A 21,388-nucleotide genomic window follows, 5' to 3' on the forward strand; every position below is an offset into this window, starting at 1 on the left:
TGATGTGAAGAGTACGTGTTATTTTGGTTCTTTATAAGATACACTTTTTGTATTTTTAACAGATCCACTTTTCAGGCAGATCACAATGCGAAAATCCGGCGCAGCAGCGTTTCCCGAATTACTGACAGGTAACGGGATCATCAAAGATCAGGTGTATCACGCTCTGCGGGAAGCGATCCTCAGCGGTCGTCTGCATGCGGGCAGCAAAGTGCCGTCCGGACGGGCGCTGGCGGAGATGATGGGGATCTCCCGTAATTCGGTGATAGCCGGGTTTGAGCGGTTGCAGGATGAGGGCTATCTCATCACCCGGCGCGGGGCGGGGACCTTTGTGGCGGATAATCTGCCGGATCACGCCATCTGCGGACCGGTGGCATCCCCGGCGGATGATGCCGGGGAGCCGGTGACCGCCAATATCAGCCCGCTGGCAGAAACATTGAAGTCACAGCGTGTTGCATCCGGTGCGCCGTCCGATGCACTGTTTATGGTCGGCACCGGATGTGTGGATCTGTTTCCGCATGATGTCTGGGGGCGGCTGCTCGGCCGTGTCTGGCGTCAGTCCCGCTATGCACTGCATGCGCACAGTGAGCCGCACGGCTACCCGCCGCTGCGCCGGGCAATCTGTCATTATGTCCGTGCCACCCGCGGATTGCAGTGCGATGAGGATCAGATCCTGATTGTTAACGGTACTCAGCAGGCGATCAATCTGACAGTGCAGACACTGTTACAGCCCGGGGATGAGGTCTGGCTGGATGATCCGGGCTATGACGGTGCGCGCGGGGCGTTTTTATCACAGCGGCTGACGGTGCGTCCGGTACGGGCGGATGAAGAGGGTATGGATGTGTATGACGGCCTGTGCCGCTGGCCGGACGCGAAACTGGTGTTCACCGCGCCGTCACATCAGTTTCCCGGCGGCGGTACACTCAGCCTGGCCCGGCGATCGGCGCTGCTCTCCTGGGCGGCAAAGCACCATGTCTGGATCCTGGAGGATGACTATAACGGTGAGTTCCGTTATGCCGATCGTCCGCTTCAGGCATTGCAGGGGCTGGACAGGCATCAGCGGGTGATTTATGCGGGAACGTTTTCCAAAATGCTCTATCCCGCTTTCCGTCTGGGATTTCTCGTCGTGCCGAAAGCCCTTATTCCGGCCTTTGAGGTGACAAAATACTATGCCGATACCGGCTGCGGCTATCTGGAACAGGCCACGCTGGCCCGGTTTATTAATGAAGGGCACTATGCGCGGCATGTCCGCCGGGTGCGCAAAGCCTGTTATGAGCGGCGGCAGGCAGTGACGGATGCTATAAGTCAGTATCTTCCTGCGCTGCTGGATATTGTGCCGAGTGACTCGGGAATTCACCTGTTATGCCGGATGAAAAACGGCATTCCGGCACAGACAGTGATTCAGGCGGGGCGTCAGTGCGGCATGGGCATGCAGCCGTTATCGCGTTACTGCCGCCCGGATGCACCGCAGGACGGGGTGCTGTTCGGGTTTGCCGCGTATCCGGCAGAGAAACTCACCGACGGCATCCGCCGTCTGGCGGAGGCGTTACAGGCGCAGGGCGTGGTGACGGTTTAGAACAGATTCAGTGTCATCATCACGGCGCTGCACAGGATAAGGATCAGCGTGGCATACTGAAAAGCGCGATCCGGCATCCGCGTGAGCAGAATTTTGGTCAGCGGCATACTGAGCAGGGAACCGGCAAACAGCCACAACGCCAGACGGACATCCGTGTGCCCGTCCTGCATATAGGCAATAGCGGAAGAGCCGGAGAGCAGGGTGGTGACAAAAATAGAGGTGCCGATCGCCTGACGGATATCCATCTTTGCATAGCGCAGCAGCATCGGCAGTACCACAATCCCGCCACCGACACCCGTTGCCCCCAGCACCACACCGGCGGTGATCCCCGGCAGCAGTAACTCCCGTACTGACATAGCGGTTTCAGCCGTATCCGCCGGCAACGGCGGCGGGAAAAACATCCGCTGAATAAACAGCCACAATGAAAACAGGATCGCAGCCACCACCAGCAGATTAATACTCTTTTCCGTAATGTCCTGCCAGGCTGGTACCGAGGCAAGCCATGTCACCAGCAGGCTGGCGCCGAAGGTGGCGGGCAGCATAATCCCAAGCACAATCATGGCGCGCCGGAGCGGAATATTACCGAGCTTGTAGTGCAGCCAGGAAGAGGCAACTTTCATCAGCATGGAGAGAAGATTGGCGGTGGCGACGGCCATCAGGGCATTCATGCCGTAGAGATACGTCAGGATTGGCAGCACTATCACTCCGCCGCCGACACCGGTGGTGCTGATAATCAGCCCGGTTAAGGCACCTGTGATCAGTGTTGTGATAATGGCCATTGTCCTTTCCCCGGGCCGGAATAAACAGGGGAGTTATCATACCCCATGGCGGGCAGATAAATACACTTAAGGATAATTCCGGTCAGGATTTCTCATTTTTTGCGCTATGATCACAACGGGTTTCCGGTGATTAAATAAAGGATGAGTCATGAAAAGGGGCGTGTTTTTATCTGTGGTGATTGCATTGCTGGCCGGATGTAAGGAAACCCCGCCTGCGCCGGACGGATATTATGTAATTGATGATATTACCGTCACATATGATAACCCGGCGGATAATGCGCCGGAGAACAGTGATCCGGAAAAAAATGTCAAAGCCGCCATCCGTGACACTATGGTCAGCCTGAAAGACACCACATTCTTCTGGTTTGAGCCGGGCAGAGTTACGGTGGATAACAGCGGCAACCGCTTTGACAGTGATATTCATGGCGATACCTTTGATCTGAATAATATACAGACCACCTGGACGTCACCGGACAGCGGACAAACCGTCTATCTGACCACGGAAAAAGAGGGCGCGTGCGGCTTTTTTAACTGCACCCTGAAAATGACCCTTTCCCGCGCCGATCACACCTCCGAAAAACTGGCCGGGATGAAAGCGGTATCTGATGTCAGAGCGGCCTCCTACGAAGCTTATCTGGAGACGCAGCGTCAGTTTTATAAAGAGAACGGTTTCCCGCCGGTTCCCGGTGACACCATCAGAATGACAGAAAATATCTCCGTCACTCTGCCGGAAACAATGGCCATCGACCTGAAAAAACAGGAGGGCGGCGATTATGTCCGCGATATCGGCGGCCTTCATATTGAAAGCGATGATGATAATACGGAGATTTACCGCTTCCGTGATCCGCTCAGTGACGCGGAAGGTGTCATTCACTTGGTTAAAGTCCCGAAATACCGCTGGCGTTTTGATGAATGGCTGAATCAGCAGAAAGGCATTATCTATCAGGAAGAGAACGGTGCGATTTACTACAACCGCTGGGGTAAGCCGGAATGCACCTATTTCCGCTATGATCAGAAAGAGCGGCGCTATGTGATTATTGTGGCGGAAACGGCGGATCAGATGATGATGCAGCGGATGTACAGTATTGCGCGATCTGCCGGGAAAAACCCGCCATCTGAAGCGAAAGGCAATCAATAAGTAAAAAAATGCCCGGCTGTGCCGGGCATTTGAGTGATGATGAATTATGACTCTTTGGTGCTGATATAGATGTTTTTCACTTCGGTATAGGCATCCAGCATCATTTTATGGGTTTCCCGTCCCAGCCCGGAGTTTTTATAACCGCCGAACGGGGCATGAGCCGGCAGCTCATGATAGGTATTCACCCACATACGGCCGGTTCTGACCGCTTTCGCCACACGCAGTGCGCGGTTGATATCCTGTGTCCAGACCGCACCACCCAGCCCGTACTCGGAATCATTTGCCATCGCGACAACTTCATCCTCATCACTGAACGGGATCACCACCAGTACCGGCCCGAAAATCTCTTCGCGGGCAACACGCATCTGGTTAGTGACATTGGTGATAATTGTCGGCTTCATAAAGAACCCGGCATCCAGCCCGTCACTGGTCAGACGCTCACCGCCGGTGAGGATGGTGGCACCCTCTTTTTTCGCCAGTTCCACATAGCTGAGGATGGTATCGAGCTGTCCCTGACTGACCTGGCTGCCCATCTGGGTATCTTTCGCCATCGGATCACCGACTTTGACAGATTCAAAACGGGCTTTCAGTTTTTTCAGGAACTCATCGTGAATATCTTTGTGCAGGAACAGGCGTGAACCGGATTCACAGGCTTGTCCCTGGTTCATCAGGATCGCGATAGCCGCGTATTTGACGGCTTTTTCCATATTGGCATCCGGGAACACGATATTGGCGGATTTACCGCCCAGTTCCAGAGTGGCCGGGATCAGTTTTTTCGCGGCGGCGGCGGCAACGGTGTAACCGACGCTGGTGGAGCCGGTGAACGCCACTTTATCCACATCCGGATGGTCAAGAATCGCCTGGCCGACCACAGAGCCGCGGCCGGTGACAATGTTAATCACCCCGGCAGGCAGCACATCATTCAGAATACGGCCCAGTTCCAGCAATGTCAGCGGCGTCAGACTGGCCGGGTTGATCACCACGGTATCTCCGGCAGCAATGACCGGCGCCAGTTTCCAGGCGGCCATCAGCAGCGGGAAGTTCCACGGGATAATCTGACCGACAACACCGAGCGGTTCGCGGATCACCAGACTCAGGGTGTTTTCATCCAGCACATCAGCCTGGTCGGAATGGGCGCGGATAGCGCCTGCAAAGTAGCGGAAATGGTCGATGGCAGCCGGTAAATCGATGGAAATGGCCTCATTATACGGTTTACCGTTATCGAGGGATTCCAGGGTGGCGAAGCGCTCTTTTTCGGCTTCCAAACGGTCGGCAATTTTCAGTAACAGTTGCTGACGCTCAGCAGGGGAGGTATGGCGCCAGGTTTCAAAGGTCTTTTTGGCGGCAGCAACCGCAGTGTTGACATCCTGTGCCGTACCGGCCGGGTAATCTGCTAATAACTCACCGGTGGCAGGGTTAAATGTCTGGCTTTTGGCGTGATCACTGCTTTCGACCCACTGGCCGTTAATCAGCATTTTGTAGGATGGCTGAGGACGCAGAGCCTGTTCTATATCTTTCAGTTTAATCATTATCTTCTCCGTTCTGTCCGGGTGACTGATGAGCGCCGGAACGGCCTCATCGGGACAACAAGGCGTAAATACATGAGTACATAACAACACGTATTTATTAACGTCCTTAAACATTACCATATCAAACTATTAACGTGGCAATGAATTTGGCTATAACTGCAAAAGGCAGCATTAATTACCAAAAGTCAGACCGCCAGCAAAAGCCGCCCGGCAAACAGCAGCAGAACCGTGCCGATCACATTGTCGAACAACCGGCTGTGCGCGAGGAACCGCTCACGGATACGCTGGTGTGAGAACAAAACGGAAACGGCCATAAACCAGGCCGCATTCACGCCGCACATCCACACGCCGTAGAATAATTTTACGGATACCGGCGTGGACGGACTGACCAGCGTGGTGAACATGGCCAGGAAAAACAGCATCGCTTTCGGGTTGGTGGCGTTGGTCAGAAACCCCATCCAAAATGCCTTTCCGGCTGTTTGTGCCGGGCGGGTATCCGGGCTCTCCGGGGAGATAGCGGCACTTGCGCCTTTACTGCGCAGAAACTGGATTCCCAGCCAGATAAGATAAGCCGCACCAATGTATTTTGCGGTATCCATCAGCCACGGCGTGGCCTGCATCAGGGCTGTCACACCAGCCAGTGTGTACACCACATGCACAGAAATTCCGGCACCGATGCCGAGCGCCGTCATCAGCCCGGCTTTGCGTCCGTGATAAATACTCTGGCGCAGCGTCACGGCAAAGTCCGGTCCCGGCGAGACAACAATGAAAAAATGGACGAGCGCAAGCGCCAGAAATTCACTCTGGTTGAACAGATTCATCATAACCTCAGCAGATCAGCAGGAGCGGCGGGAGTGCCGCCGCAGAGAGACAGGCTCCGTCAGACGACGTCGTACTGAACGGACAGAACGCCCTTTTTGGTTTTCACGGATTTCAGCACCAGTGTGCCGATTTCACCGAGTGACTGTACATGCGTGCCGCCGCAGGAGTAAGGCTCAAAATCCGCAAACCGGATCTGAAACATACCTTCCTCATCCTGATAGTGATAGCAGGGGTGATCTGCGTCGATCAGCGCCTGACAGTGACGGCGGACATCTTCCGGATCCACGATCACCGGGGAACCGGCAGGAATATACTGGATCCGCCCTTCATCCGGCCAGTGATGTCCTTTGGTCGGTTTCCAGCCGAAAGTTTCCATCACATGAGAAAGCAGATGCCCGCCGGTATGCAGCCGCGAGTGCAGCTGACGTTTCTCCGCATCGACATTCATCTGAACTTCGCCGGGGGCGACCGGGATATCGGTGTAGTGAATGATACCTTCCGGCATAAAAGCGGTGTGAATAACAGTGGCATCACCGAGTGTGCCGGTGTCACCCGGTTGTCCGCCGCCCTGCGGATGGAACAGGGTTTTATCCAGGATAACCGCATAGCGCCCGTCCTCTGCCGGACGGCACTCCAGGACAGTGGCGGTGCCTTGTAAGGCGCGGCTGGTCAGATAGCATTTTTCTGTCATGGTGATGTGTGCCTCATTATTATTGTGTCGTGTTGTCTGACATTGTATTGCAGGCACTGTCATATGATAATACGGCAAAAATGCAAAGGATTTATTCCCTGTGATCACAAATGAAACCCTCGCATTACTCGAGGAAATGGCGGTATTTGCCAAAGTGGTGGAAACCGGCAGTTTCTCGGAAGCGGCCCGGCAACTGGGCGCTACCCCGTCTGCGATCAGCCGTGCGGTCTCGCGGCTGGAGCGCGCCCTGAATACCCGGTTATTGCAGCGTACGACCCGCAAGCTGCGCCTGAATGAGAGCGGAAAGGCGGTGTATCAGCACTGTCAGGCGCTGGTCAATTCTGCGGGGGCTGTGATGAGTGCCAGCGGGCAGTTCAGTGAAACACCGTCCGGGCTGGTGCGCCTGGGGGCACCGAAAGCACTGGGTTACTTTATGGTGCATCCGCTTATCAATGAATTCCTCGCAATGAATTCAGGTGTGAATGTGATGCTGCGTCTGGAAGATCGCTATATGGATCTGATTGATGAGGACATTGATCTCGCCATCCGTATTACCAATGAACCGCCGCCGGGGCTTATCGGCAAGCGGCTGTTTACGGTCAGTCATATTTTGTGCGCCACACCACAATACCTGGCGGAACATGGCACGCCGTCTCATCCGCAGGAACTGAAGGATCACAGCTGCCTGTTTCTCAGTGAGGAAGCGGCAGATACCCGCTGGCGTTTTCAGCAGGGGAATAAAGTGGTGTCTGTGAATGTGCACGGACGTTATTCATCAAACCACAGCGGCGTGCGGCTCGGCGGGGTGAAATCACATCTCGGGATCGGCGGGTTGCCGGTGTTTACGGCGCGTAAGTCTCTGGAGAGCGGGGAAATTGTGCAGGTTCTGCCGGACTGGACATTTAAAACCCGTTACAGCGGGGATGCCTGGCTGCTGTATCCGCCGTCGCGTTATCAGCCGCCGCATATGATGGTGTTGATTGATTATCTGGTGAAAAAACTGCGGACATAAAAAAAGCGCCTTAAAGGCGCTTTTTTTGTATCTGTCTGATAAATCAGAATGCTTTGCTGTATTTTGCAATGATAGCAGCAGCACGGGTCAGATTTGAGAAGAAAGTTTTGATACTTTTCATAATGAACTCCTGCTTTGAATTAGTTGAGTAAGCGTGTTTTGCTTCGATGGAGGTATGATACCAGTTTTGTGATGTGGGTCAACATTAAATTCAACTATTTTTTAATGATTACAAAATCATTTTAATAACAAAAAAGCAGTGAAAAATAGCAGAAGTGAGCATCGTAACCGGGATAAAACAGTGTGTTTCTGCTGGTTGTTATTTACTAAATTGATTTACATGAATTTTTTAATCAGTGAAAAGGTGTTGAAAATGTTAGAGGCACGTTACGGCAGCGGAAAAACGGAAGTTGTGCCACTGTCTCGGTCAGTCACTTCAACTTTTGTTGAAAGCTGGATCGCAGGCAATAAAAAAGCGCCCTGAGGGCGCTTTTCTTAAATCTGTCTGATTTAATCAGAATGCTTTGCTGTATTTTGCAATGATAGCAGCAGCACGGGTCAGATTAGAGAAGAAAGTTTTGATACTTTTCATAATGAACTCCTGCTTTTGAATTAGTTGAGTAAGCGTGTTTTGCTTCGATGGAGGTATGATACCAGTTTTGTGATGTGGGTCAACATTAAATTCAACTATTTTTTAATGATTACAAAATCATTTTAATAACAAAAAAGCAGTGAAAAATAGCAGAAGTGAGCATCGTAACCGGGATAAAACAGTGTGTTTCTGCTGGTGGTGTTTTACTGAATTGATTTATAAGTAATTTTAAATCAGATGAAAGGTGCCGAAAATGTTAGTGACACGTTACAGCGGCAGATAAACCGGCTGTTTTGCCTCTGAGGCGATTATCTGTTTCAACTTTTTTTGAAAGAATCACACTGCGATAAAAAAAGGGTGGCCGGAGCCACCCAAAACTGTGCATTTAAAGGATGAGACTGTTGTTATTAATTAATGGCGGTTGCGCACTAACTGGTAGCGGCGCGTAATGTATTCGACCGGCGCACTCCAGATATGCACCAGACGGCAGAACGGGAAGATCAGGAACAGCGTCATACCCAGCACCAGGTGCATGCGGAAGATAAAGGCAACCCCTTCCAGATGCTCTGATGCGCCCCCCTGAAATGTCACGACAGACTGCGCCCAGCCGACCAGTTTCATCATCTCGCTGCCGTCGGTGTGCTGCGCAGAGAACGGAATGGTGCCCAGTCCCAGAATCACCTGGATCACCAGCAGGGTGATGATCAGGATATCACCCGCAGATGATGTTGCACGGACGCGCGGGTTGGTCAGACGGCGTTTGAGCAGCAGACCGCCGCCGATCAGGGTCATCACCCCGCAGGCACCGCCTGCCACCATCGCCAGCATCTGTTTCTGAGCCACAGTGATAAATGGTTCATACATCCAGTGCGGGGTCAGCATGCCGACGAAATGCCCGAAGAAAATACCGAGGATCCCGATGTGGAACAGGTTGGAAGCCAGACGCATCCCTTTTTTATCCAGCATCTGACTGGAACCGGCACGCCAGGTGTATTGTCCGTAGTCATAACGCAGCCAGCTGCCGATGATAAAGACCGCGCCTGCGATATACGGGTAAATATCAAAGAAAAATGTATTCAGGAAATTCATGGAGTTACTCCTTTCGCCGCAGGGGGAACCGGCGCGTCACCCACCTGAATGTAATTCGGGGCGACACTCTGTGAAAAACGACGCTCATGCTGTGTCAGAACAGAGTTGTCACAGCCTTTATCGGCCAGGAATGTCACCTGTTCTTCTTCCCAGACCGCATCCAGCGCAGCCGGGGTGTCATCACGGGCTTCGCCGTCCACCTGACGGGTCAGTGAGCTGAGTGTCAGGTCGCTGTCCGCCATTGCCAGCAGCAGGCTGAATAGTTCATGGTAATGACTTTCGCGCTGACGCAGCCGCTCACCGAGCAGGGCGAGGATCGGTGCGATATCTTTCAGTCCCTGACAGGCCTGTTCCGGAGGCATAACAGAGAGATATTCCAGATAAACCGGCAGGTAATCCGGCAGTTCGCGGCTGCTGAGGGTGATCCCGGCCTGCTCATACTGCTCCAGCAGTGACACCATCGCCTGGCCGCGATCGCGCGACTCACCATACACGTGTTCAAACAGCAGCAGAGAGGTGGCTCTGCCGCGATCAAACAATTCACTGTAGCGTGCCTGGCTGTCGAGCAGCGGCTCTGCGGTCAGTTCAGCGACGAAGTACATCAGTGCGGCAGCCTGAGTCAGGCGCAGTTCGTGCGCCTGTTCAATCTCTGCAATCAGTTCGTCGCGGTGTGCCCAGAGCTCCTCATTCGGGTAATCCAGCAGGCAGCCGATAATTTTTAAGCTGATCATGATGAATGCCTCTCTGAGATTGGTGTATCTGCCGGTGTTTTCTGCGTGATATCAATGGCATCGATACGGCGGCTGTTAAACAGATTAAATTTGGTATCGCTGCCGTGGCAGCCGTCACCGAAGCTGAATCCGCAGCCGTTACGCTCAGGGAATGCCTCACGGGCCAGTTCGCGGTGTGATGACGGGATCACAAAGCGATCCTCATAATTCGCGATAGCCAGATAGCGGTACATTTCCTGTGCCTGGGCTTCTGTCAGACCGACTTCTTCCAGCGCACTGATATCGCGGGTTTTATCCACGGTTTCCGCACGTTTGTAGTGACGCATAGCCAGCATCCGTTTCAGGGCACGCAGTACCGGCGCGGTATCCCCGGCGGTCAGCAGGTTGGCGAGGTACTGAACCGGGATGCGCAGACTTTCCACATCCGGCAGTACGCCGCTGTGCGGCAGCATACCCGCATCACTGACAGACTGAATCGGTGACAGAGGCGGCACATACCAGACCATCGGCAGGGTGCGGTATTCCGGGTGCAGCGGCAGAGCAAGTTTCCACTCCATCGCCATTTTGTAGACCGGCGATTTCTGTGCCGCGTCTATCACACTCAGCGGAATGCCGTCTTTCTGCGCCTGACGGATCACTTCCGGGTCGTTCGGGTCGAGGAAGATCCCGAGCTGACGCTCATACAGATCTTTTTCGTTATCCGTGCTTGCCGCTTCTTCAATGCGATCCGCATCATAGAGCAGCACACCGAGGTAACGGATACGGCCCACACAGGTTTCCGAACAGACGGTCGGCTGACCGGCTTCGATACGCGGATAGCAGAAAATACATTTCTCGGATTTGCCGCTCTTCCAGTTGAAATAGATTTTTTTGTACGGGCAGCCGGTCAGGCACATACGCCAGCCGCGGCATTTGTCCTGATCGATAAGGACGATACCGTCTTCCGCACGTTTATAGATCGCACCGCTCGGACAGGTCGCGACACAGGCCGGGTTCAGGCAGTGTTCACACAGACGCGGCAGATACATCATAAAAGTCTGCTCAAACTGGCCGTACATCTCTTTCTGCATGTCGGCGAAGTTTTTGTCCGCGCTGCGGCGGCTGAATTCACCGCCGAGGTCATCTTCCCAGTTCGGGCCGTTTTCGATTTTTGTCATGCGCTGACCGGTGATCAGTGAGCGCGGACGGGCGGTCGGCAGATTGCCTTCCGGGGCATTTTTCAGATGATCATAGTCGTAAGTGAACGGCTCGTAATAATCATCCAGCTCCGGCTGGTCGGGGTTGGCGAAGATTTTTGACAGCAGGCCGATTTTGTTACCCATACGCGGCACCAGTTTGCCGCGGATGTTTTTGATCCAGCCGCCTTTCCATTTTTCCTGGTCTTCCCAGTTATGCGGGTAGCCCAGGCCGGGTTTGGTTTCGACGTTATTGAACCACGCGTATTCCACACCTTCGCGGCTGGTCCAGACGTTTTTACAGGTGACAGAGCAGGTATGGCAACCGATACATTTATCCAGGTTCAATACCATGCCGACTTGGGAACGTATCTTCATTATGCTTTCTCCTGCCCGCTCAGGGTCTGTTGATAACCATCCTGCTCACCGTCGAGCCAGTCCACATTTTTCATTTTGCGGACCACCACAAACTCGTCGCGGTTGGAGCCGACAGTGCCGTAATAGTTGAAGCTGTACGCCAGGTGGCTGTAGCCGCCGATCATATGGGTTGGTTTCGGGCAGACACGGGTGACGGAGTTATGAATACCGCCGCGCATACCGGTCACTTCCGAGCCCGGCAGGTTAATCTGACGCTCCTGGGCGTGATACATAAAGATCATCCCGTCCGGGATACGCTGGCTGACAATCGCACGGGCAGTCAGTGCGCCGTTGCTGTTGAAAGCTTCGATCCAGTCATTATCCTCAATCCCCAGTGAACGGGCATCGTCCTCACTCAGCCACACTACCGGACCACCACGGCCGAGGGTCAGCATCAGCTGGTTGTCGCTGTAGGTGGAGTGAATACCCCATTTCTGGTGCGGAGTCAGGAAGTTCAGGGCTTTCTCCGGGTAGCCGTTCGGCTTTGCGCCCAGCAGCGGTTGTGCCGCACGGGTATCCACCGGCGGACGGTACACCACCAGAGACTCACCGAATGCACGCATCCATTCATGATCCTGATACAACTGCTGACGGCCGCTCAGGGTACGCCACGGAATCATCTCGTGAACGTTGGTGTAACCCGCGTTATAAGAGACATGCTCATCTTCAAGGCCGGACCAGGTCGGGCTGGAGATAATTTTGCGCGGCTGTGCCACGATATCGCGGAAGCGGATTTTTTCATCTTCTTTATGGATAGCAAGATGTGTATGGTCGCGGCCGGTCACTTTACCGAGCGCATCCCACGCTTTCACCGCCACATGGCCGTTGGTTTCCGGTGCCAGTGACAGCACGACTTCTGCCGCATCAATCGCGGTTTCAATCGCCGGACGTCCTTCCGCGGCGCCTTCAGTACGGGTGCGGTTGAGTTTTTTCAGGAAATCGACTTCTTCCTGCGTATTCCAGCTGATACCTTTGCCGCCGTTGCCGAGTTTATCCATCAGCGGCCCCAGCGAGGTAAAGCGGGCGTAGGTGTTCGGATAATCGCGCTCCACCACCATCAGGTGCGGTGCGGTTTTCCCCGGGATCAGGTCGCATTCACCTTTTTTCCAGTCCTTCACATCAAACGGCTGCGCCATTTCGGCAGCGGAGTCATGCTGGATTGGCAGCGTGACAATATCGGTCTCTTTACCCAGGTGGCCCGGGCAGAGTTCAGAGAAGGATTTGGCGATCCCTTTGTAGATTTCCCAGTCGGTTTTGGATTCCCAGGCCGGATCGACTGCAGCGGTCAGCGGATGAATGAACGGATGCATATCCGAGGTGTTCATATCATCTTTTTCATACCAGGTGGCAGTCGGCAGCACGATATCCGAGAACAGACAGGTGCTGGACATGCGGAAATCCAGTGTCACCACCAGATCCACTTTCCCTTCCGGCGCATTATCCACCCATTCTGCTTCTTCCGGTTTCACGCTGCCCTGTTCGCCGAGATCTTTACCCAGCAGACCGTTTTCGGTACCGAGCAGGTATTTCAGCAGATATTCATGGCCTTTACCGGCGGAGCCGAGCAGGTTGGAGCGCCAGATAAACAGGTTACGCGGGAAGTTCTGCGGATTATCCGGCTGTTCTGCCGCAAAGCGGATCGCACCACTCTTCAGCGCTTCTGTGGTGTAAGCCTGCGGCTCCTGACCGGCGGCTTTTGCTCTGGCAGCGATTGTCAGCGGGTTCACGTTCAGCTGCGGTGCGGACGGCAGCCAGCCCATGCGCTCAGCGCGGATGTTGAAGTCCAGCAGGCTGCCGCTGAAGCGGGATTTGTCCGCCAGCGGGGAGAGAAGCTCCTGCGGCTGAACAGTTTCATAACGCCACTGGCTTGAGTGGTTATAGAAGAACGAGGTGCTGTTCATATGGCGCGGCGGACGTGACCAGTCCAGCCCGAACGCCAGCGGTAACCAGCCGGTCTGCGGACGCAGTTTTTCCTGGCCCACATAGTGTGACCAGCCGCCGCCGCTCTGGCCGACGCAGCCGCAGAACACCAGCATATTGATGATGCCGCGGTAGGTCATATCCATGTGATACCAGTGGTTGATACCGGCACCGACAATCACCATCGAACGGCCGTGGGTTTTCTCGGCGTTATCGGCAAACTCACGGGCAATGCGGGAGATATGATGCTGACTGACGCCGGTCACTTTCTCTGCCCAGGCCGGGGTATAGGCCTTGATTTCGCTGTAATCCGCTGCGCAGTTCACATCGTTCAGACCACGATCGATACCGTAGTTGGCGAGGGTTAAATCGAAAACACTTGCCACACGGATTTCACTGCCGTCTGCCAGACGTACCACTTTCACCGGCAGTTTGTGCATCAGCACTTCATCCAGAGCCACACCTTCGAAGAACTCATTTTCAATGCCGCCGAAATACGGGAACGCGACATCCGCAACTTCATCGTGCTTATCCAGCAGGCTCAGCTGCATGGTGATCTCATCACCGCTCTTGCCGTCACGCGGCTCCAGGTTCCATTTGCGGGATTTGTCCCAGCGGAACCCGATAGAGCCCTGCGGTGCCACCAGTTGCTGACTGTTTTCATCAATGGCGATGGTTTTCCACTCAGCATTTTCTTTCTCGCCGAGAGAATCCACCAGATCAGATGCCCGCAGCATACGGCCCGGCACATAGCCGCCTTCCGCACGCGGATCCAGCATCACCAGCATCGGCATGTCGCTGTAAGTGCGGACATAATTGGTGAAGTATTCCGCCTGACGCTTCGCGTGGAACTCATTAAGGATCACATGACCCATCGCCAGTGCAACGGCGCTGTCTGTACCCTGTTTCGGGTTCAGCCACTGGTCACACAGTTTGGCGATTTCAGCATAATCGGGCGTGATCGCGACAGTTTTGGTGCCTTTATAGCGGACTTCGGTGAAGAAGTGCGCGTCCGGGGTACGGGTCTGCGGGACGTTGGAACCCCAGGCGATCAGATAAGAGGAGTTATACCAGTCTGCGGATTCCGGCACGTCAGTCTGCTCACCCCAGGTTTGCGGGGAGGCCGGCGGTAAGTCGCAGTACCAGTCATAGAAACTCAGGCAGGCACCGCCGATCAGGGATAAATAACGGGCACCGGAGGCATAGGAGACCATCGACATCGCCGGGATCGGCGAGAAGCCGATAATACGGTCAGGGCCGAACTGTTTGGCAGTCACAATATTGGCTGCCGCAATCATTTCATTCACTTCCTGCCAGTCGGAGCGGACAAACCCGCCGCGTCCGCGTGCCTGTTTGTAGCTTTTGGCTTTTGCCTCATCATTAATAATGGACGCCCACGCATCGACCGGATCTGCGTGCTGCGCTTTGGCCTCACGCCATAGTTTGATCAGGCGTTTGCGTACCATCGGATATTTCACGCGGTTTGCGCTGTACAGATACCAGGAATAGCTGGCACCACGCGGACAGCCGCGCGGCTCATGGTCAGGCAGATCAGGACGGGTACGCGGGTAGTCCGTCTGCTGCGTCTCCCAGGTTACCAGCCCGTTTTTCACGTAGATTTTCCAGCTGCACGAACCGGTACAGTTCACGCCGTGGGTGGAACGGACAATTTTGTCATGCTGCCAGCGGCTGCGGTAACCATCTTCCCAGTCGCGGTTGACGTTCAGCTCTTGTCCGTGGTCGCCGGAGAAGGTTTCCCCGCGCTGCTTAAAATAACGGAATCTGTCTAAAAACTTGCTCATTCGGTAATCCCCCGATAAGCGCCGGGCGCTCACATTGCTCTGATTATCAGAATTGAATTAATTATTTTTTACGGCCGTATACCAGCCATGTGGTCAGAATGCAGACCACATAAAAGACAACGAACACTTTCATTGCACCGGCAGGCGAGCCGGTCAGTGTCAGTGAAATACCAAAGGCATTCGGGATAAAGAACCCGCCGATAGCGCCGATGGCAGAGATAAAACCGAGTGCGGCAGCACTTTCGGTGATAGCTTCATGCTGAGCTTCTTTTTCGGTACCGCCCTGTGCCAGCACGCGCTCAGTGGTGATTTTGCGGAACACCACCGCAATCATCTGAAAAGTGGAGCCGCTGCCGAGACCGGCAGTGAAAAACAGCACCATAAAGACGCCGAAGAAAGCGGCAAATGAACCGGCATCATTTTTGCCCGGCAGTGTGAAGAACAGCAGGAATGCGAATACCGCCATCACCACAAAGTTAATAAAGGTCACACGGATGCCGCCGAATTTATCGGAGAGGAAGCCGCCCAGCGGACGGGCCAGTGCACCCAGTAACGGGCCGAAGAAGGCAAATTTCAGGATAACGATATCCGGGAACTGGGTTTTCGACAGCATGGCAAACCCGGCGGAAAATCCGATAAATGAGCCGAACGTGGAGAGATAGAGGAAGCTCAGGATCCACAGATGTTTGCGTTTCAGAACCGGTAACTGCTCTTTTAACGAGGCTTTGTTGGCAGAAAGGTCGTTCATCCCCAGCCAGGCGGCAGCGGTAAACAGCAGCAGGAACGGTACCCAGATCCACGCGGCATTCTGTAACCACAGCTCAGAGCCGTCCGGCTGGGTCACACCGGTGCCGCCCATAAAGCTGAACACACCAAATGTCACAATAAACGGCGCGACCAGCTGCATCACACTCACACCGAGGTTACCCAGCCCGCCGTTGATACCCAGTGCTCCGCCCTGTTTTGCTTTCGGGAAGAAAAAGCTGATATTCCCCATACTGGAGGCAAAGTTTGCCCCGGCAAAGCCGCACAGCAGGGCGATAATCACAAACACCGCATACGGCGTTGACGGGTTCTGCACCGCGAATCCGAGCCATACACACGGCACAATCAGGATCAGGGTACTGAATGCAGTCCAGCGGCGGCCGCCGAAAATCGGGATCACAAAGGAGTAAGGAACCCGCAGAAGTGCGCCGGAAACAGACGGCAGCGCGGTCAGCATAAACAGCTGATCGGTGGTAAAGTTAAAGCCGACTTTCGGGAGATTGACGGCAACGGCACTGAACAGCATCCACACGCAGAATGCCAGTAACAGGCAGGGAACGGAGATCCACAGGTTGCGTGATGCAACCCGGTGCCCGCTCTCTGCCCAGAATTTTTCATCTTCCGGGCGCCAGTCAGTAATGACGCCCGCTGATGCCTTGCCTTCGGAGATCTGAGCCATAATACACCTCAAAATTATGCTGAAATTAAGGGCGTTTTACGTGGGTTATAAGGTGCTGATACTGATCTTAATCAAAGGGTGAACCGATTGATTTTTAAGCGCAAAACCGTCATTCTACTTTAGGGGTACGGTTGTTAATCTGATGAAAATACGTAAAATCAAACGGTTAGTATCAGTATGATTAGTGTGGGTTATAGCGGCTAATTCCTCAAGGTTTTAAGGGGTACTACTTTGGTGGTAAGTGTTTTTTCGGGAAAATCAGAGAGAATAACCGGTCAGTTCAGAGGAGCATCAGTGCATGCTGAAACACACATCCATTCTTACCCAAATCACCGGTTTTATGGTGCTGCTTACCGTCTTTGCGGTGATCGGCATGGGGCTGACCAATCAGATCACGGAAAGTGTGCAGGGCAATGCGCACGCGATTAATAAATCCGGCACATTGCGGATGCAGAGCTACCGTTTCTTGTCTGAAATCCCCCTGACCACACATTCACAACAGTATCTTAATGATTTTGAATCCGATTTAACCCTGCTTGCCGGGATGAAAGCAGTCAGTCCGGCCAAAATACAGCAGCAGTTCCGGTCCGTGGAACAGACCTGGCGGCAAAAGCTGCGTCCGGCACTGGAAGCGGCAAAACAGCCTGAAGAGGCCCGTGCGCTGGTGGCCGCGTTTGTCAGTCAGATTGACAGCCTGGTGTCGGCTATCGATCACCAGACCGAATCCACCATCCGGCTGGTGGCGGCTATTCAGCTGGTCTTTATCGCACTGATGATTTTACTGCTGCTGTTGTCGGCGCGGCATTTCCGCCGCCGGATCCTTCATCCGTGGCAGCGTCTGCTGGCGCAGGCGGATGCAATGGGGCAGGGGAATTTTCAGCCGCGCTTTGCGGATTATGACCACCGCGACGAAATCACCATGATCGGTAATACCCTCAACCGCACGGCAGAGGAACTGTCTGCGCTCTACGGGGAGCTTGAATCGCGGGTGGCGGCCAAAACACAGGATTTACAGGAAAAAAACCAGATGCTGGCCTTCTTATATAAGAGCGGACAGCGGCTGAATAATACCAATGACCTGACCACGCAACTGACAGATATTCTGCGTGACCTGCATCAGATCATACCGGAAGGTGCACTGTGCCTGCGGATCTTTGAGGATAATAACGCCACCCGTTTTACTGAAATCGGTGACTGCGGCTGTGTGCCGTCACAGACACAGGAACAGCTGACCTGGAATCTGAGCGGACCGATTAACCGTTACGGGGTATTGACGCTTCTGTTACCGGCCGGGCAGCAGCTGAACAGTGAACAGCAGAATATGATGCAGATGCTGAGCAAACAAATTATCTCTGCTTTTGCGCTGGCTTATCAGCATGAGCAGCAGCAACAGCTGATTCTGATGGATGAGCGCTCAGTGATTGCCCGCGAACTTCACGATTCTATTGCGCAGTCGTTATCCTGCCTGAAAATTCAGATAAGCTATTTACAGATGCATTCCGCGCAGATCCCGGAAAATTGTCAGACACTGCTGACCGAAATGCGCCAGGAAGTGAACGGTGCTTATCATCAGCTGCGTGAGCTTCTGACCACTTTCCGCCTGAAACTGACTGAGCCCGGGCTGCTTGCAGCGTTACAGAGCACGCTGGAGGAGTTTGAGCAGCGGATGGGGTACCGCATCGGTTTTGATTTTCAGCTCTCCGGGCGCCAGGTCTCCGCGCACCAGACCATTCATGTGGTGCAGATTGTCCGCGAGGCGCTGAGCAACATTCTCCAGCATGCTAATGCGTCAAGGGCGCAGGTGATATGCCGGTCAGAAGATCAGATGATTTATATCAGCGTGGAAGATAACGGGGAAGGTATCCCGGAACATCCGGAAAAAAATAACCATTACGGGTTATCCATCATGCGGGAACGGGCAGCCACACTGCACGGAACCTGCCGGATAACCACACGGGAACAGGGCGGCACTCAGGTGCTGATCAGCTTTCCCGCCAATACAACTATAAGAATAAATGAAGACGATTCAGGAGCAAGGTAAACAATGACGAACAGAATACTTTCGGTCGGAGAGATTATACTCAGTGATCCGGATGAAGCCGCTGACCCGGCCTCTCCCGCCACGATCCTGCTGATTGACGATCACCCGATGCTGCGTAACGGTGTCAGGCAATTAATCAGCATGGAGCCGACACTGACCGTGGCTGGTGAAGCCGGGAATGGCCGCGACGGCATTGCGCTGGCGGAATCACTCGATCCGGATCTGATTCTGCTGGATCTGAATATGCCGGAAATGAACGGTTTTGAAACCCTGGATATTCTGCGGCGCAAACCGCTCTCCGGCCGGGTGGTGGTGTTCAGTGTATCCAACTACCGGGAAGACCTGATTACGGCACTGCGCCGGGGAGCGGACGGCTATCTGCTCAAGGATATGGAGCCGGAAGAGCTGCTGGTGGCACTGCGTCAGGCGGCAGCCGGCAAAATGGTGGTCTCCCCGGCACTGACCGAAGTGCTGGCAGGGGCGCTGCGTGAGGTGCGCAGTGATGATGAACCGGATATCAACAGCCTTACCCCGCGTGAGCGCGATATACTGAAACTGATTGCTCAGGGGCAGCCGAATAAAATGATCGCCCGTAAACTGGACATCACTGAAAGCACGGTAAAAGTGCATGTGAAAAACCTGATGAAAAAGATGAAGGTAAAATCACGGGTGGAAGCAGCGGTATGGGTGTTGCAGAACAAATAGTACCGGTGTCCTTCTCTATATAAAGGAACAGATTATGATTATTGCAGCACACCGCGGCTTTGCCGCCCGTGCACCGGAAAATACCATGGCAGCATTCCGGCAGGCTGCGGAGTTCGGCTGTCTGTGGATTGAAACCGATGTTCAGCTCAGCGCCGACGGTGTACCGGTGCTGATCCACGACGAAACCGTGAACCGCACCACTAACGGCAGCGGGAAAGTGACGGATCTGACCTTACGCGAACTGCGGGCACTGGATGCCGGGTTATGGGCGGGGGAGGTATACCGGGGGGAAAAAATTCCGCTGCTGACCGACCTGCTGGCGCTGGCGGAAGAATCCGGACTGTATCTGAACCTGGAACTGAAAACAGAGCTGACAGACAGCGACCACGCGATAGCTCAGCTGTGTGAAGCCACCGCAGCAGTGCTTGAGATGCAGAATTTCCCGGCAGACCGTATTCTGTTTTCCGGCTTTGACACCCGCACGCTGCGCCATATGCACAAACGGATGCCGCATATCCGGCGCGGACAACTCTGGGAAAAAATTCCGCCGCAGCCTCTGGCACTGCTTCAGGAGATTGACGCATTCAGTGTGCATTGCGACTGGTTGTTCCTGCGGGAAGAGACGGCGAAATCGCTGAGAAAGGCCGGTTATCAGGTCTTTTGCTATACACCGAATTATCCGGAACTGGTTGCGCATTTTGCTGACTGGGGAGTGGGGATGCTGATAACGGATAACCCTGCAATATACAGGGACGAAAATCGTTTTTCTTAATGCTATATTGCATCTGTATTACACCGGCCTCTTCTGACAGGCCGGTGTTTTTATTTTGGCAGGCGAAAATACAAGTTATCGGAGTTATATTTAATAAATCATAATAAAATTCTTTTTATTATTATCAGATGAACAAAAAGAGGATAAAAACTGTAACAAAGTGATACAGGTTTAATCATACGGGGAGTTATCTCAAATATCCTTTTTCTCACGCCATCATTACCCATCCTGTTTGTTTTTATATAATAACCTGAAATTACATAACTATTTTGTCTTTTATTACTATTTGTGGTTACTCACAGATAGATTTTACCAATTGTTCTTAAGGCAACGAAAGAGGAATGATTATTTGCATGACTGCTCCGGATTCACTTATTCTTTACCCGATCTGATAGTGATGATTTATCGGTATTATTTTGTTATCAGTGATTTTATTGCTGCTGAATAACCGGGATTAAACTCACTTAATTTGTATTTAGCTGAATAATATCAACTGAAAATAAAAGGCAGTGGCTGGCTTCTTTTCCGATAAAGGATGCAGTAATTAACAGGGATCGTTACCTTTCCGGTCTGATTCTCCGGTGGATATAGTGCGTAATAACGGGGTTTTTATGTTTATTACTATCGTTAATTATTCCGGATAAACCTAAAAGGAGTTAAATATCCCGGGTAAATCAGGTTTTGCTATGTGTGATAATAATATATCTCTATTGAAAGAAGTTGGTTTTTTCTTAAAAAGAAGGCGAAAAAGTCAGGGATTAACAGGTTCGGAAGTGGCTGAGAAACTGAATATCAGTCAGCAGCAGATATCCCGCTATGAACGCGGGCTGTCGGTGCTCAGTCCGGATGTCATGCTCAGGTATTGTGCGGCGCTGGGAATGACGGAGCGTGAGATCAGCGAACTTTTCTCCATTATCAGCACCCATTATCAGTCTGTTATTTCCGGACCGGAAGATACAGATGACACTGATAACCCGTAATGCTGACTATCCAACTGTTATGACTCTCCCTTTACGCGTGTATTTAATATCACCAACCTTTTTCTGTCTGATGACATCTGAATGCTGTTAATAATATGTTGCATTAACTTCATATCATCAGCAGACAGGTGTTTTTATTAAACCTGTAATTTCTCTCTGTAAGAGTTAATTTTATA

At 53.1% G+C, this 21,388-nt stretch carries 16 protein-coding genes; 7 read left to right on the forward strand and 9 right to left on the reverse strand.

From position 1 onward, the window contains the following. Positions 1–85: 85 nt before the first annotated feature. The gene (pdxR, locus tag AB7038_RS03700; RefSeq protein ID WP_369452779.1) at positions 86–1,573 is read left to right on the forward strand and encodes a MocR-like pyridoxine biosynthesis transcription factor PdxR; all 1,488 of its coding nucleotides are present in this window, start codon (positions 86–88) and stop codon (positions 1,571–1,573) included. Here pdxR and AB7038_RS03705 read toward each other — a convergent pair. Continuing rightward, on the reverse strand, positions 1,570–2,352 hold the full coding sequence (locus AB7038_RS03705) for a sulfite exporter TauE/SafE family protein (protein WP_368889715.1): 783 nt from the start codon (positions 2,350–2,352) through the stop codon (positions 1,570–1,572). The two genes, pdxR and AB7038_RS03705, sit on opposite strands and share 4 nt — an antisense overlap. A 148-nt stretch (positions 2,353–2,500) precedes the next feature. Between AB7038_RS03705 and AB7038_RS03710 the strand changes: the two genes are divergently transcribed. Continuing rightward, positions 2,501–3,490 (forward strand): hypothetical protein, encoded by a 990-nt coding sequence (locus AB7038_RS03710; protein WP_368889716.1) that lies wholly within the window; start codon positions 2,501–2,503, stop codon positions 3,488–3,490. A 44-nt stretch (positions 3,491–3,534) separates the two neighbouring features. On the opposite strand, the gene AB7038_RS03715 is transcribed toward AB7038_RS03710, so the two are convergent. From AB7038_RS03715 to AB7038_RS03725, 3 genes are all read right to left on the reverse strand, one after another. Next, positions 3,535–5,019 (reverse strand): aldehyde dehydrogenase family protein, encoded by a 1,485-nt coding sequence (locus AB7038_RS03715; protein WP_004241158.1) that lies wholly within the window; start codon positions 5,017–5,019, stop codon positions 3,535–3,537. 185 nt (positions 5,020–5,204) lie between these two features. Next, positions 5,205–5,843: a LysE family translocator gene (locus AB7038_RS03720; protein WP_368889717.1), complete on the reverse strand. Its 639-nt coding sequence runs from the start codon at positions 5,841–5,843 to the stop codon at positions 5,205–5,207. Between the two features lie 56 nt (positions 5,844–5,899). Continuing rightward, complete coding sequence (locus AB7038_RS03725) at positions 5,900–6,532, reverse strand: metal-dependent hydrolase (RefSeq protein WP_354621910.1); 633 nt, start codon at positions 6,530–6,532, stop codon at positions 5,900–5,902. A gap of 100 nt (positions 6,533–6,632) precedes the next feature. On the opposite strand from AB7038_RS03725, the gene AB7038_RS03730 reads away from it, so the two are divergent. Further along, the gene (locus tag AB7038_RS03730) at positions 6,633–7,544 is read left to right on the forward strand and encodes a LysR family transcriptional regulator (protein WP_369452780.1); all 912 of its coding nucleotides are present in this window, start codon (positions 6,633–6,635) and stop codon (positions 7,542–7,544) included. Positions 7,545–8,547: 1,003 nt separating this feature from the next. On the opposite strand, the gene narI is transcribed toward AB7038_RS03730, so the two are convergent. The 5 genes from narI to AB7038_RS03755 all read right to left on the reverse strand — a co-directional run bounded on the left by narI (position 8,548) and on the right by AB7038_RS03755 (position 16,714). Continuing rightward, positions 8,548–9,225: a respiratory nitrate reductase subunit gamma gene (narI, locus tag AB7038_RS03735; RefSeq protein WP_072868880.1), complete on the reverse strand. Its 678-nt coding sequence runs from the start codon at positions 9,223–9,225 to the stop codon at positions 8,548–8,550. Next, positions 9,222–9,956, reverse strand: a complete 735-nt coding sequence (narJ, locus tag AB7038_RS03740) for a nitrate reductase molybdenum cofactor assembly chaperone (protein WP_072868882.1) — start codon at positions 9,954–9,956, stop codon at positions 9,222–9,224. The genes narI and narJ overlap by 4 nt, the downstream gene beginning before the upstream one ends. After that, complete coding sequence (gene narH / locus AB7038_RS03745) at positions 9,953–11,509, reverse strand: nitrate reductase subunit beta (protein WP_368889824.1); 1,557 nt, start codon at positions 11,507–11,509, stop codon at positions 9,953–9,955. The genes narJ and narH overlap by 4 nt, the downstream gene beginning before the upstream one ends. Then, entirely contained in the window at positions 11,509–15,270 is a 3,762-nt protein-coding gene (locus AB7038_RS03750) for a nitrate reductase subunit alpha (protein WP_369452781.1), read from the reverse strand. Before AB7038_RS03750 ends, narH begins: the two co-directional genes overlap by 1 nt. Before the next feature lie 61 nt (positions 15,271–15,331). Further along, entirely contained in the window at positions 15,332–16,714 is a 1,383-nt protein-coding gene (locus tag AB7038_RS03755) for a NarK family nitrate/nitrite MFS transporter (protein ID WP_036408230.1), read from the reverse strand. Positions 16,715–17,012: 298 nt separating this feature from the next. On the opposite strand from AB7038_RS03755, the gene narX reads away from it, so the two are divergent. The 4 genes from narX (at position 17,013) to AB7038_RS03775 (ending at position 21,212) form a co-directional block, all read left to right on the forward strand. Then, positions 17,013–18,755 carry a nitrate/nitrite two-component system sensor histidine kinase NarX gene (narX, locus tag AB7038_RS03760; protein ID WP_368889827.1) on the forward strand — a complete coding sequence of 581 codons (1,743 nt, stop codon included), beginning with the start codon at positions 17,013–17,015 and terminating at the stop codon, positions 18,753–18,755. A 3-nt stretch (positions 18,756–18,758) separates the two neighbouring features. Then, on the forward strand, positions 18,759–19,460 hold the full coding sequence (gene narL, locus AB7038_RS03765; protein ID WP_369452782.1) for a two-component system response regulator NarL: 702 nt from the start codon (positions 18,759–18,761) through the stop codon (positions 19,458–19,460). A 34-nt stretch (positions 19,461–19,494) separates the two neighbouring features. Beyond that, the gene (locus AB7038_RS03770) at positions 19,495–20,232 is read left to right on the forward strand and encodes a glycerophosphoryl diester phosphodiesterase (protein WP_369452783.1); all 738 of its coding nucleotides are present in this window, start codon (positions 19,495–19,497) and stop codon (positions 20,230–20,232) included. A gap of 773 nt (positions 20,233–21,005) precedes the next feature. Next, positions 21,006–21,212 carry a helix-turn-helix domain-containing protein gene (locus AB7038_RS03775; RefSeq protein WP_051456253.1) on the forward strand — a complete coding sequence of 69 codons (207 nt, stop codon included), beginning with the start codon at positions 21,006–21,008 and terminating at the stop codon, positions 21,210–21,212. Positions 21,213–21,388 lie beyond the last annotated feature (176 nt).

Origin of the sequence: Morganella morganii (assembly GCF_041099235.1) — a bacterium.
GTDB lineage: Bacteria > Pseudomonadota > Gammaproteobacteria > Enterobacterales > Enterobacteriaceae > Morganella > Morganella morganii_E.